We start from the raw sequence: 13,092 nt of genomic DNA on the forward strand, positions 1-13,092 counted from the left end.
TTAGATGTTTCAGTTCGCCCGCGTTCGCTTCACATGACCTATGGATTCAGTCATGGATACTCCATTCGGAGTGGGTTTCCCCATTCGGACATCTACGGATCAAAGCTCGTTTGCCAGCTCCCCGTAGCTTTTCGCAGGCTACCGCGTCCTTCATCGCCTGTGATCGCCAAGGCATCCACCACATGCACTTGTTCGCTTGACCCTATAACGGGTGTGTCTCCTGTCGCATCCACTGGGAATGCAACGCTTGCCACAACCGCTACAGGTTGAGTATTCGTGTTGCGCCGTATTCCAAAGCAATCTTTCGATCACTTAAAAATACATTGATACAATCACAACCCTGATTCACCTACTCAACCACCCATCTCTAAGTGATCTTTCGTGAATCTCTTTACTACTTCTTCCTGATTGTTAAGAACGACAGCCGATATCGCAGTTGCCATAACCACGTATCACTCTGACTGGCTCAATCGCCAATGCATAAAGCTCGGTTAGCACCGAACGCTAGGCATTGAGGATTGGTGGAGGATGACGGGATCGAACCGACGACCCCCTGCTTGCAAAGCAGGTGCTCTCCCAGCTGAGCTAATCCCCCAGTCATGCACAGATAACTTCATCTGTCTTGATACCCAGGGGTGATCGGTTAGCGCAGCCACCGCAGAAACAGTGGTGGGTCTGGATGGATTCGAACCATCGACCCCGCCTTATCAAGACGGTGCTCTAACCGACTGAGCTACAGACCCCTGAGTCTGTCTTTTTCACAGCCGATAAGCGTGAGCGCTCAACTTGAACACGTGAGCTCGAGAAAGGAGGTGATCCAGCCGCACCTTCCGATACGGCTACCTTGTTACGACTTCACCCCAGTCATGAATCCTACCGTGGTGACCGTCCTCCTTGCGGTTAGACTAGCCACTTCTGGTAAAACCCACTCCCATGGTGTGACGGGCGGTGTGTACAAGACCCGGGAACGTATTCACCGCGGCATGCTGATCCGCGATTACTAGCGATTCCAGCTTCACGCACTCGAGTTGCAGAGTGCGATCCGGACTACGATCGGTTTTCTGGGATTGGCTCCCCCTCGCGGGTTGGCGACCCTCTGTTCCGACCATTGTATGACGTGTGAAGCCCTACCCATAAGGGCCATGAGGACTTGACGTCATCCCCACCTTCCTCCGGTTTGTCACCGGCAGTCTCCCTAGAGTGCTCTTGCGTAGCAACTAGGGACAAGGGTTGCGCTCGTTGCGGGACTTAACCCAACATCTCACGACACGAGCTGACGACAGCCATGCAGCACCTGTGTATCAGTTCTCTTTCGAGCACCCCCACCTTTCAGCAGGGTTCTGACCATGTCAAGGGTAGGTAAGGTTTTTCGCGTTGCATCGAATTAATCCACATCATCCACCGCTTGTGCGGGTCCCCGTCAATTCCTTTGAGTTTTAATCTTGCGACCGTACTCCCCAGGCGGTCAACTTCACGCGTTAGCTACGTTACCAAGTCAATGAAGACCCGACAACTAGTTGACATCGTTTAGGGCGTGGACTACCAGGGTATCTAATCCTGTTTGCTCCCCACGCTTTCGTGCATGAGCGTCAGTATTGGCCCAGGGGGCTGCCTTCGCCATCGGTATTCCTCCACATCTCTACGCATTTCACTGCTACACGTGGAATTCTACCCCCTCTGCCATACTCTAGCCCGCCAGTCACAAATGCAGTTCCCAGGTTAAGCCCGGGGATTTCACATCTGTCTTAGCGAACCGCCTGCGCACGCTTTACGCCCAGTAATTCCGATTAACGCTTGCACCCTACGTATTACCGCGGCTGCTGGCACGTAGTTAGCCGGTGCTTATTCTTCCGGTACCGTCATCCACCCCGGGTATTAACCAGGATGATTTCTTTCCGGACAAAAGTGCTTTACAACCCGAAGGCCTTCTTCACACACGCGGCATTGCTGGATCAGGGTTGCCCCCATTGTCCAAAATTCCCCACTGCTGCCTCCCGTAGGAGTCTGGGCCGTGTCTCAGTCCCAGTGTGGCTGGTCGTCCTCTCAGACCAGCTACAGATCGTCGCCTTGGTAGGCCTTTACCCCACCAACTAGCTAATCTGCCATCGGCCGCCCCTGTAGCGAGAGGTCCTAAGATCCCCCCCTTTCCTCCGTAGAGCGTATGCGGTATTAATCCGGCTTTCGCCGGGCTATCCCCCACTACAGGACACGTTCCGATGTATTACTCACCCGTTCGCCACTCGCCACCAGGGTTGCCCCCGTGCTGCCGTTCGACTTGCATGTGTAAGGCATGCCGCCAGCGTTCAATCTGAGCCAGGATCAAACTCTTCAGTTCAATTCCTGTTACTGTTTTCGGGCTCTTTCGAACCCGGTCGCTCACTCAACGTACTGACGATGATTACGCCTGTCTCTCAACAGGCTAACCTTCCTCTAATACTGTGTGAGACTTGATACTTTCGCTTCATGCCAGATTCCGGAGAACCTGACCCGCGTCGCCATCAAGCGCCCACACTTATCGGCTGTTAATTTTTAAAGATCGAGTCCGCATTCACCACCAAACCGGCACCGCACTTCAACCACCCGGTACCGCTTCGTTCTGCGTCGCTGCATCAGCAGCAGAGAAACGAGATTATGAAGAACTTTCGCTACAGCGTCAACAGGTTTTTTTAACTTCCTGAACCTGCCCACCCCGCCGAAAGCCTTGCCACTGCTGGCTCTCCCGTCCCCGCGCTCCGGTGTCCGGAACGCGAAAGAACGAGATTCTAGCGACCCCACCCGGGCCTGGCAAGCTCTATCGGAAATTTATTTCAAGGGGCCTTTTGAACCGGCCGCGTCTCGTCAATCGGTGCCGGCCCGGACTCCGGCGCCAAGGTCCGAGCCGCAGACGAACCGATCGTCCAGTCGTGCAATACGGTGTAGGCCACGGCCAGCAGCGTCGGTCCAATAAACACGCCCAGGAAGCCGAACGCAAACGCGCCGCCAAGAATGCCCAGCATCACCAGAATCAACGGCATATCGCTGCTTTTGCCGATCAGGATCGGCTTGATGACGTTGTCCGACATACCCACCGCAACCACGCCCCAGATCACGAGGAAAATCGCCCAGCCCGTCGCACCGCCGTGGTAGAGCCAGATTGCAGCAGGCAGCCAGACAATCACCGGCCCGCCAGGGATAACCGACAGGAAGAACGTTGCCAATCCAAGCAACGCTGGGGCCGGCACCCCGGCGATCCAGCAGCCGAAGCCCGCGAGCACACCCTGCACCAGCGCCGTACCCAGAATGCCGTAGACGACGCCGCGCACGGTGTTGCCCGCCAGCGCCAACAGGTAATCGGCGCGTTCACCGGCGACTCGGCGCATCCCCGCATTCAACCAGGCCGCGGCCCCCTCGCCGCCAGTGTAGAAAAAGAACGCCAGCACAATACTGAGCGCGAGCAGCCCTAAACCATGCGTCACCGCAATGGCGGCAGCCAGAATCCACTTGCCGGCAGGCGCCGCAAGGGTTCGCAACTGCGCGATCAACTCGGAATTGCCGCTGGTCAAATGCGCCCAGAAAGCCTCGACATTGGGACCGACGAACGGTATGCGGACAACCCAGTCCGGCAGGTCGGGCAACCCATCTTCGAAAAGCTTTTGCACCAGTGCAACGATCTCGTGAACGTGGGCGCCGAACGCGAATCCCGCATAAACGAACGGTCCGAGAACCACGATCAGAATAATCAGTACGATCAGCAGCGCCGCAAGCTTACGCCGCCCGCCCACCACCGCGGTCAGCTTGCGGTACAAACCCCATGAGCTGTAGCTAAGAATGGCGCCCCACAGCAGCGCCGTCGTAAACGGCGCCAGCACCAGCAACGAACCGCCCACCAGCACAATCAATGCGAACACGGCGGCGAGCCGCTCGATCAGTTGGTCCGATTTCACTATGAATCTCCCTCGTTGTGTCAGACCACGGCGACGCTACGGCGCACGCTCATCGGCGCGACGCCGAACGCCGTCAGTATAAGAGTCCGTCACGCGACGGCCCTTACCTTGTGTCAACTACGTGGCTCAGGTCAACCCGTTCAGTGAACGCGATGTGTGCATTCAAGGCTCCCCTTCGACCACGCCCGCACGCTCTCTCGCGCGGCCCGATTCATCCTGCATTACGCGTAAATGATAGGACGGCACAGAAAAGACTAGAATATACGGTTCTGTGCACCCCACTCCTGGATTTATGCGCTCGCGAATCGCCAAACGTCTCCCCCCCGATGCCGACAAGCTCGTCGGTCTTTCGCTCGCGCTATTCGCGTCGGGCAGCCGCACCGAAGACCGCTTCTGGGAAGCGAAGCTCGATACGCTGCTAGCCAAGATCGTCCGCAACGCCAACCAGACAACGCTGGATGCCGCGCTCGACCATCTTCAGCAGAATCATCCGGACGCCTACGGGGCGCTCGCCGACATGGCCGAAACGCATAGCGAATCGTTCATCGTCGAGCACGAGGGCGTGCCGCATGAAGCCTTGCTGATCGCCGCGCCCGTGCTGGCCTGGACCCGCTACGCGATCCCCTCGGGCCCGCTGAAGAGCGACGCGGCGGATGCGCTGCGTGCGCATCTGCAGGCGCACGTGCTCGCCGCCGGAACCCGTGTCGCGATGGCGCCGTTCCTGTACAGCATCGACCAGTTGCCGCGCCACCACGTCGAAACGTGGCGCATCGCCCAGCAGCTCGCGCAAGCGGCGCTCGGCACCGCCGCCGCCAAGATCAACTTCGGCGAATTGCCGGAGACCTCGCCGATTCTGGCCGATCCGCGCTTCCTGCTGGCCGTGGTCGCAGCGCCCGTCGGCGCGCCGGTGTTCCGCTGGCAGGAAGAGGAGCACGGCAATCGCATCGAGCGCGGCCAATGCCTCGAACAGTGGGCCACGCAAGGCGGCGCCAATCTGTCTCTGGCGTTGCCCGGCTGCGAATTCGAGTGCCTGCTGCCGGATGCCTACTACTCGGCTTGCCGCGACGCCGACGAACGCGTGCGTCCGCACACGGTGCGCACCGCCGTGCGCTATCTGTTCGATACCATCAGCGCAGCGCCGGCCGATCTGCGCGCCGTGGTCGCCGGCTTCGGCGAGCGCCGGATCGACGAATATCGCGTCGGCTTCACGCGCCGCGGCAGCAACGATGTGATCTATGGCGTCGTCTGGCCTTTGTACGGCCGCGAAAACGGCGAATCGGGCATCGACGAGGAACCGCAAGAAGAGCCCACCTCCAACGGCCCGCTCGAAGAAATCGTCGCACTGCTGAAGGAAACCGGCGTGACGGACATCCGCCGTCATGCGGGCCGCTTCGAACCCGAATATTGCGATGACTGCGGGGTGCCGCTGTATGCCGACCCGCTCGGTGAAATCGTGCATGCCGAAATGCCGGAAGACGCCGAACCCGCGCAACCGCACTTCCACTGACGAAAGCCGCTGCCGTCCGCCACCCTCAAGCGGGGCGGCGCGAGTCGGCCAGCCAGAAGAACGAAACGGCCCAATCGGCATATGCCGATTGGGCCGTTTTCTTTTCCGGCGACGCCAACCATGTCACTCATCCTATGCCTTCCGGCCAGGCCGTCAAGACGCAAGGAATTTGTCATCATTAGGCTGGTGGCTCATCGCAATGCAAGCGGCTTCATTTGCCGCTCGCGAGCATCGTGCCACCACGACCGATTCATCTGGAGGCATGGCATGCGTTTTTCGGTTCTCAACTCCGACGCGGAACGACGCGACGGACTCAAGGCGTTGTTGCGGCAAATCGACCGTCAGGCGCGTTTTAACGAAGCCCAGGACTGGCGCCAGGTCGATCGCGCATTGCGTCGGCAACTGCCCGATCTGCTGGTCATCGACTGGCAGGACTGGATGTCCACCATGGAGATCCGTCGGCTGCTGCTCGAACATCCCAGCCTGCGGGTGGCCGTGCTGACCGACGATACCTCGCCCAAATGCGTGCGCAATCTGCTGGATAAGGGCGTGCTCGGAGTGGTGCTGCGCGACACCGATCCGCGCCTGATCGTGCGGGCGCTCGAGATCGTGCTGCTCGGCGGCCACTATGTCCCGGCGGGCGCGCTAGCACTGCCGCCACCACCGCAGCCCGAACCCGCGCCTCGCCAACCCGACGTCGTAGCCAACAAACCGCCGCCTCGGCGCACGCGGCTCGCGAGCGGTCTCTCGCCGCGCCAGGAGCAGATCATGCGGTGTGTCCACATGGGCAGCACCAACAAGATGATTGCCCGCACGCTCGGCATCAGCGAGGGCACCGTCAAGATCCATCTGGCCAGCATCTTCCAGCAACTCGGCGCGCCCAACCGGGCAGCTGCCGTGGCGCTCTACAACGGCTGGCTATCGGCCCAGCTCGAAGTGCTGCGCAGCGACCACGACAGCACTCCGCGGCCGGTCATGGGCCAGCCAGGGGTCATCCCGTTGCGCGCTCGCAACCCGGCGACGTTCAAGTACCCATTGCCTGCGAACGACGCCACGGACACCTTGCCGATGGCGGCCGAACCCACCGTTCCATTTGGCGATCCGGGTTCCGAAGAATCGAGCTGAGCGGGCCGACCCACCCGAGGCACGCCGAGCCGCCTGCCAACGGTGCTTGACCTCCGGCATGAAATCCGCCCTTTCGTCGTAGCTGGCATGGAATCCGCTCACACCTTTTTCCGTCCAACGAGTAATATGAGATGTATGGGTTTCCTCTATACACCGCTTCCGCTATGGGTCGCTGTCGGTGGCTGGATTGCCACCGCGCTGCTGCTCGCGCTCGCGCTGTGGAAAAATCCTTTCAAACGACTGCAAGACGCGACGCTTCAACATGTCTGGCTTGCCATCATCGTTGCTGTGTCGGTACTGTGGGCCAGCAACGCGTGGCTCGACGACGGCACCGTGATGCATCTGCTCGGTGCAACCCTGGTCGTTACGCTGTTCGACTGGGCCCTGGCGCTCGTTGCCATGGCCGCAGTCACCGGGCTCGCGGCGGTCGTCTTCGATGCGCCCTGGCAAGGCATCGCGCTCACGTTCATCATCTACGGTGCATTGCCGGTAGGCATCTCGGCATTGCTGCAACGCGCCTGCATTGCCTGGCTGCCGCGCAACCTGTTCATGTTCATCTTTGGCCAGGGCTTCGTATCGCCTGCCATTGCGGTCGCGTTGACAGCCGGCGCCGCGGTGGGCACCCACATCGCGATCTCCGGCGGCTCAATGACCGTGGTGCCCGTCGGCTACGCGTTCAGCGTCTTTCTGCTCGCGACCGGCGAGGCCTGGTTCACCGGGATGTCCACGGCGCTGATCGCCGTCTACCGGCCTGCGTGGGTTACCACGTACGATGTGCGCCGCTACCGGCTCGGCGGTCCACGCATCTGAAGCGCATCCGGCCTGACCGGGTGCTTCAGCGCTTCGATGCGCGAGCTACGACGCATCGCAATCTGCTCCCTGCAGCGCGGCAATCAGCGACAATCAGCCGCCGTCGCGCATGCTCGATTCGAGACCGCGTACCACGACAAGGCAAAAAATTTGTGTCAGGATTGAACTCCTTCCAGTCGTCAGGCATCTTACGTGCCTGATGTCTCAATAGCGCCTACCGAACTTGATGGATTGCACTAACGTACCGCGCCGATTGCTGCGGGTGGTCGGCCGGTTAGCAGCATGTGCAGCGAGTGTCTCGCTCATATGCTCCGCTCCCGCATTCGCCGATCAGCTCGAACAGCACAACGAACTCGTCAATAAATTCGTCAATGACCTGCACGCCGATCCGCTCGTCGCGGATTGCGCGGCGCATGGCAATTTTGTCGCCAGCACCTCCAGCGCTTTCGACCACGTCGAATTCCCGCCAAGCTCATTCGATAGCGCCCATGCGTCGGTCACGCCATGGAACGATTCGTTCGACGAGGGCAAGCAGCGCGTCAAGGTCGACAACATCGTCACGGTGGAAGGCCTCGGCATCCGCCAGAACGGCGATAGCGACCCGGCCGATCTGAAATTCCGCTGCGGCTACGTGGGCACCCAGATGCTGGCGTTCAGCTGGAACGATCCGGTGCCGCCGGCCCGACCGAGCGTGTCGAAGCCGTCCGGCAAGCACAAAGGTGGCAAGGGCAAGCACTCGACCGGCAACAAGTCGTCGACGAAGAAATCGTCCGGCAAGAATTCGAAGCAAACCGCTTCGAGCAAATCAGGCAGCAAATCGAGCAGCAAGAAAACGTCGGCGAAGAAAACGCAATGACGCCATAGCGCCGCGGCACGCGCCGTTGCAGCACCCGGCCCAAAAACTAAGCGAGGCATGCGCTCAACGCGCATGCCTCGCTTTTTTGTTGCGACGAATCCGGGCGCGACCAGCACTAACAGCAAGCATTCGCCGCGCGCCCCACTCCCGCCTTAAGCGAACGTCTCGACGTGACGCAGAATCGCCTGGAGCATCGCCGCCCCGAGCGATGCACTCCGCTCGCCGTTCCAGCCCACCCGCTCGTCCGGCAGGTTCGCGTTGTCCTTGAACGGCATCTCCAGCGTCAACGACAGGCACCCGAACTGATTGCCGATGTACTTCGACGCGAGCTTCAGCGCATCTTCACGGTACTTGCTCGCCGCGTAGCCGTACTTGTCCTGGAAGTCCGGGCTCGCATGCTTGAACGCTTCGATAAAGGCCCGCTGCTCCTCGCCCTGGCGCTCGGTGAAGCCCGGCAACATCTCCGAGCCCGCCACGAACACATAAGGCAGCGCCTCATCGCCGTGGATGTCGAAGAACAGATCGCAACCGGTTGCATGAATGGCGTCGCGCACCACCAGCACTTCGGGACTGCGCGCCGCGTCCGGCTCCATCCACTCGCGGTTCAGATTCGCACCGGCCGCATTGGTGCGCAGATTGCCATGTACGCTGCCGTCGGGATTCATGTTCGGCACGATATGGAACACGGCGTGATCGTAGAGCTTGCGCGCCACCGGATCGCCCGCCCAATCGCCCCAGCCGGCCAGACGCTTGACCATGCCTTCGACGAACCATTCGGCCATCGTCTCGCCCGGGTGCTGGCGCGCGATGATCCAGATCTTCTTCTTCGGCTTGTCGCCGTTTTGCGGCGTGCCGAGCGTGAGCAAGGACATCGGCCGGCCTTCGACGCTCAGGCCGAGTTCGGTCAGCGTCGCTTGCGGCATTTGCTGCACGGCGCCGAGAAACTCCGAGTGACGCTCTTCACCGTACGGCTCGAAGTACGCGTAGTAGATCCGGTCGAAGTCGGGCGTATGGTCGATGGTCAGCACGCGGCCGTCGTACGAGGTCGGCACGCGGAACCAGTTCACGCGGTCGTAGCTCGCCGCCGCCTGATAGTCGCGCCAGCCTTCGGCAAAGGCGCAGTCGGCGGCATTCTCGAAGGTCATCACGCAGCGCTCGCCCTGCGCACCGGAGAGGCGAAAGTAGAACCACTGCGCAAAGTCGGCGTGACTGTCGCGACGCACGCGCAGCCGGATGTTATCGGCCTGCTCGCAGGACAGGACTTCGATTGCGCCCGCGTCGAAGTTGCTTGTAATGGATAGTGTCATGATCTTTTTCCCGGCGTAGTGGCCCGTTGCAGTCGGTGCAGCGCTCGGCCTGAAGCTTACTCGGCGATGCGGCGGCGGAATACGTAAGTCGAATCGTTCGATGCCTCGGCGTCGAACGCATAGCCTTCGGCATCGAAGCCCTGCAACTGCTCCGGCGCGTCGAGGCGGTTCTCGACCGCGAAGCGCGCCATCAGGCCGCGGGCCCGCTTCGCGTGGAAGCTGATGATCTTGTAGCGGCCGCCCTTCCAGTCTTCGAATACCGGCGTGATCACCGGCGCGTCCAGCAGCTTGGGCTTCACCGACTTGAAGTATTCCCCCGACGCGCAATTGACCAGCACCCGCGCCGCGCCCGTGTTCTTCTTCAACTGCGTGTTCAGCGCCTGCGTGATGCGCTCGCCCCAGAACGCGTACAGGTCCTTGCCGCGGGCGTTGGCAAAGCGCGTCCCCATCTCGAGCCGGTACGGCTGCAGCAGATCGAGCGGGCGCAGCAGTCCATACAGCCCCGACAGCACGCGCACGTGCTTTTGCGCGAAGTCCAGATCCGCCGACGACAGGCTCTTCGCGTCGAAGCCTTCATAGACGTCGCCGTTGAACGCGAGCACCGCCTGCTTCGCATTGACGGTATCGAACTTCGGCGACCACTCGGCGTAGCGCTGGAAGTTGAGCTGCGCGAGCGGATCGGAAATGCTCATGAGCGTGCCGATCTGCTGCGGCGACAAACGGCGCAATCCACCGATCAATTCGGCAGCGTCGTCGACAAAATCGGGGATCGTGTGCTTTTTGACGTGCGGAGGGGTTTCGTAGTCGAGCGATTTCGCCGGCGACAGAACGATTATCATAGAGGCTTGCAGGCACGCCGTGCCTGGCGTTAATGACGAAAGCCAGATTGTAACGAATGCCCGCCTCCCCTGCCGCACGCGCACTGCGCGTGGTCCTCGATTCGAACGTCTGGATCGACATCCTCGTGTTCGACGATCCGCACACGCGCCCTATCCGCGCCGCCCTCGAAAGCGGCGCGCTCGAGGCGTTGATCGACGCCCGCTGTCTCGCGGAACTGACCTACGTGCTCGATTACCCGCAGTTTGCGAGGCGCGAGATCGATAAAACCGCGGCGCTCGCCACCGTGGCGCGCCTCGCGCACCTCGTCGAGCCGGCGCCCGCGTCGACTGCCACTGCCACTGCCACTGCCACTGCCACCGCCGCTGAAGAAGCTCGGCCGTTGCCGAAGTGCAAGGACCGCGACGACCAGAAATTCCTCGAGCTCGCGCATGCCGCGAAGGCCGACTGGCTGGTCTCGAAGGACCGCGCGGTGCTGAAACTCGCGCGCCGCATTGCCCGCGATTTCGGCTTCCAGATCGCCCAGCCGGCACCGTTCGTCACCGCCTGCGCGCTGCCGGCCGACGAGCCCGCGCCGGCCTGACGCACACGCCGCGGCCCAATTCCCTACAATCGAACTTCGCCCCGTATCCCAGACCACCGTCCAAGCACCGACAGCGCCATGAATGCACCGCACGACACGCCGATGATTCCGTCGTTTCCGTCCCGTCTGCCGAACGTCGGCACCACCATTTTCACCGTGATGAGCGCGCTCGCCGCGGAAAAAGGCGCCGTGAACCTGGGCCAGGGCTTCCCGGACTTCGGTTGTGATCCGCGTATCGTCGATGCGGTGGCCAACGCCATGCGCGACGGTCACAACCAGTACCCGCCGATGGCGGGCGCCGCGCCGCTGCGCCAGGCCATCTCCGACAAGATCGCGAATCTCTACGGCCGCCGCTATGACGCGAACAGGGAGATCACGGTCACAGCAGGCGCCACCCAGGCGCTGCTGACGGCGATTCTGTGCACGGTGCACCCGGGCGATGAAGTGATCGTGGTCGAGCCGACCTACGACAGTTATCTGCCGTCCATCGAACTCGCGGGCGGCAAGCCGGTGTTCGTCACGCTGGACGCGCCCGACTACACGATCCCGTTCGACAAGCTCGCCGCCGCGATCACGCCGAAGACCCGCCTGCTGCTGATCAACACGCCGCACAACCCGACCGGCACGGTCTGGCGCGCCGAGGACATGCGCAAGCTCGAGGACATCGTGCGCGGCACCAACGTGCTGATTTTGTCTGACGAAGTGTACGAGCACATGGTATACGACGGCGCGCCGCACGAGAGCATGGCCCGCTATCCGGAACTTGCGCAGCGCAGCTTCGTGGTGTCGAGTTTCGGCAAGACGTATCACGTGACCGGCTGGAAGGTGGGCTATGTCGCCGCGCCCGCGGCCCTCACCGCCGAATTCCGCAAGGTCCACCAGTTCAACGTGTTCACGGTGAACACACCCATGCAGGTCGGCCTCGCCGAGTACATGCGCGACCCGGCGCCCTATCTGGACCTGCCCGCGTTCTATCAGAAGAAGCGCGATTTTTTCCGTTCCGGCCTGGCGAACACCCGCTTCAAGCTGTTGCCCTGCACCGGCACGTACTTTCAGTGCGTCGACTATTCCGCCATCAGCGATCTGCCGGAAGCAGAGTTCGCGCAATGGCTGACGGGGGAGATCGGCGTCGCGGCCATTCCCGTCTCGGCGTTCTATCATGAGTCGCATGAATCGGGCGTGGTGCGCTTCTGCTTCGCCAAGCAGGAGAGCACCCTCGCCACCGCGCTCGACCGGCTGGCGCGCCTCTAGGATGACGCCCGCGATGCCGCGAACGAGTCAATGTTCTGCGCCATCGCATGGGGCTGCGGCGCGTGCGGAGGCGCCGCCGTGCTGCGTCGACCGTTCAAGCTATGCGGGCGGTTGGGGCCTGGGCGGCGTCTCAAGGCTTGCTGGTCGCCGCGATATACGCCTTGCGGTCCGCCGTCACGCGCTGCGCCGCCGGCCGCTCGCCCACGACCTTCACATAGCCCTTCCAGTCCACGCCCGCATCGAGCAGAAAGTCGCGCCCGTAGATGATCTGCGTCGTCATGCCGACGAGCGGCAGGCTCACGAATGCCGCCATATCCGCCGCCCCGAAGTGGGCGCCGCGCAGATACGGGTCGAACTTCGCGAGCCGCCTGAAGCCGGCAATATGACGCGTCAGCAGCTTTTCGACGCGCCCTTTGGTGGCGTCGGTCACCGTGCCGCCGAAGAAGGCTTCCTTGTACAGATCGCGCACCACCAGTTCCAGATGCAGGTCGACGAAGGTGATCAGTTCGCGCTCTTTCGCGGCTTCCCACGGATCAGCGGGAAAGATGCCCTTCTCGGGAAAGCGCGCGTGCAGGTATTCGACGATCGCCTGCGACTCGCACAGGTCGCCGTGTTCGGTGTGGATGTACGGCACCTTGCCGAGCGGCGAGTGCGCGAGCAGCGATTCCTCCTGACTCGTCATCACGAACACTTCCTCGAACGGAATGCCGTGTTCGAGCAGCACGAACTTGACCTTGTTGTAGTAGTTGGACAGCGCAAAGCCGCACAGTTTGATCATGAGGCGTCTCCTTCTGATGGGTGGTCGGCGCCGCTCAACGGAATCGCGCTGGCGGCCTTTGAATCAATCATCCAGTAAATTGCACGATCGTGCTATTCTAAAATAACCATGGAGT

10 protein-coding genes, 2 tRNA genes and 2 rRNA genes are annotated in these 13,092 nt (G+C 61.5%); 6 read left to right on the forward strand and 8 right to left on the reverse strand.

Annotated elements, in window-relative coordinates; all coding sequences use genetic code 11:
- From BUS12_RS33555 to BUS12_RS33575, 5 genes are all read right to left on the reverse strand, one after another.
- A 23S ribosomal RNA gene (locus BUS12_RS33555) occupies positions 1-202 on the reverse strand; the annotation flags it as partial.
- Positions 203-519: 317 nt separating this feature from the next.
- Positions 520-595 (reverse strand) — tRNA-Ala (locus BUS12_RS33560).
- Positions 596-667: 72 nt separating this feature from the next.
- Positions 668-743 (reverse strand) — tRNA-Ile (locus tag BUS12_RS33565).
- A 62-nt stretch (positions 744-805) separates the two neighbouring features.
- A 16S ribosomal RNA gene (locus BUS12_RS33570) occupies positions 806-2,335 on the reverse strand.
- Between the two features lie 472 nt (positions 2,336-2,807).
- Positions 2,808-3,923 carry an AI-2E family transporter gene (locus tag BUS12_RS33575; RefSeq protein WP_083640779.1) on the reverse strand — a complete coding sequence of 372 codons (1,116 nt, stop codon included), beginning with the start codon at positions 3,921-3,923 and terminating at the stop codon, positions 2,808-2,810.
- A 292-nt stretch (positions 3,924-4,215) separates the two neighbouring features.
- Between BUS12_RS33575 and BUS12_RS33580 the strand changes: the two genes are divergently transcribed.
- The 4 genes from BUS12_RS33580 to BUS12_RS33595 all read left to right on the forward strand — a co-directional run bounded on the left by BUS12_RS33580 (position 4,216) and on the right by BUS12_RS33595 (position 8,221).
- Positions 4,216-5,430: a DUF2863 family protein gene (locus BUS12_RS33580; protein WP_074301840.1), complete on the forward strand. Its 1,215-nt coding sequence runs from the start codon at positions 4,216-4,218 to the stop codon at positions 5,428-5,430.
- 267 nt (positions 5,431-5,697) lie between these two features.
- Positions 5,698-6,555, forward strand: a complete 858-nt coding sequence (locus tag BUS12_RS33585) for a response regulator transcription factor (RefSeq protein ID WP_074301841.1) — start codon at positions 5,698-5,700, stop codon at positions 6,553-6,555.
- 135 nt (positions 6,556-6,690) lie between these two features.
- Positions 6,691-7,365 carry an energy-coupling factor ABC transporter permease gene (locus tag BUS12_RS33590; protein WP_074301842.1) on the forward strand — a complete coding sequence of 225 codons (675 nt, stop codon included), beginning with the start codon at positions 6,691-6,693 and terminating at the stop codon, positions 7,363-7,365.
- 226 nt (positions 7,366-7,591) lie between these two features.
- On the forward strand, positions 7,592-8,221 hold the full coding sequence (locus tag BUS12_RS33595) for a BspC domain-containing protein (RefSeq protein WP_074301843.1): 630 nt from the start codon (positions 7,592-7,594) through the stop codon (positions 8,219-8,221).
- A 152-nt stretch (positions 8,222-8,373) separates the two neighbouring features.
- On the opposite strand, the gene BUS12_RS33600 is transcribed toward BUS12_RS33595, so the two are convergent.
- Positions 8,374-9,528 carry a M14 family metallopeptidase gene (locus BUS12_RS33600; RefSeq protein WP_074301844.1) on the reverse strand — a complete coding sequence of 385 codons (1,155 nt, stop codon included), beginning with the start codon at positions 9,526-9,528 and terminating at the stop codon, positions 8,374-8,376.
- Between the two features lie 56 nt (positions 9,529-9,584).
- Positions 9,585-10,367 carry a peroxide stress protein YaaA gene (gene yaaA / locus BUS12_RS33605; RefSeq protein WP_074301845.1) on the reverse strand — a complete coding sequence of 261 codons (783 nt, stop codon included), beginning with the start codon at positions 10,365-10,367 and terminating at the stop codon, positions 9,585-9,587.
- Positions 10,368-10,423: 56 nt separating this feature from the next.
- On the opposite strand from yaaA, the gene BUS12_RS33610 reads away from it, so the two are divergent.
- A complete protein-coding gene (locus BUS12_RS33610; protein WP_074301846.1) occupies positions 10,424-10,948 on the forward strand; it encodes a putative toxin-antitoxin system toxin component, PIN family in 525 nt (174 codons plus the stop codon).
- A 78-nt stretch (positions 10,949-11,026) separates the two neighbouring features.
- Positions 11,027-12,199, forward strand: a complete 1,173-nt coding sequence (locus BUS12_RS33615; protein WP_074301847.1) for a pyridoxal phosphate-dependent aminotransferase — start codon at positions 11,027-11,029, stop codon at positions 12,197-12,199.
- Positions 12,200-12,329: 130 nt separating this feature from the next.
- Here the strand turns inward: BUS12_RS33615 and BUS12_RS33620 are convergent, their stop codons facing one another.
- Positions 12,330-12,977, reverse strand: a complete 648-nt coding sequence (locus BUS12_RS33620) for a glutathione S-transferase family protein (protein WP_074301848.1) — start codon at positions 12,975-12,977, stop codon at positions 12,330-12,332.
- Positions 12,978-13,092: the final 115 nt, after the last annotated feature.

It is taken from the genome of Paraburkholderia phenazinium, from assembly GCF_900142845.1.
GTDB classification, from domain to species: Bacteria; Pseudomonadota; Gammaproteobacteria; order Burkholderiales; family Burkholderiaceae; genus Paraburkholderia; species Paraburkholderia phenazinium_A.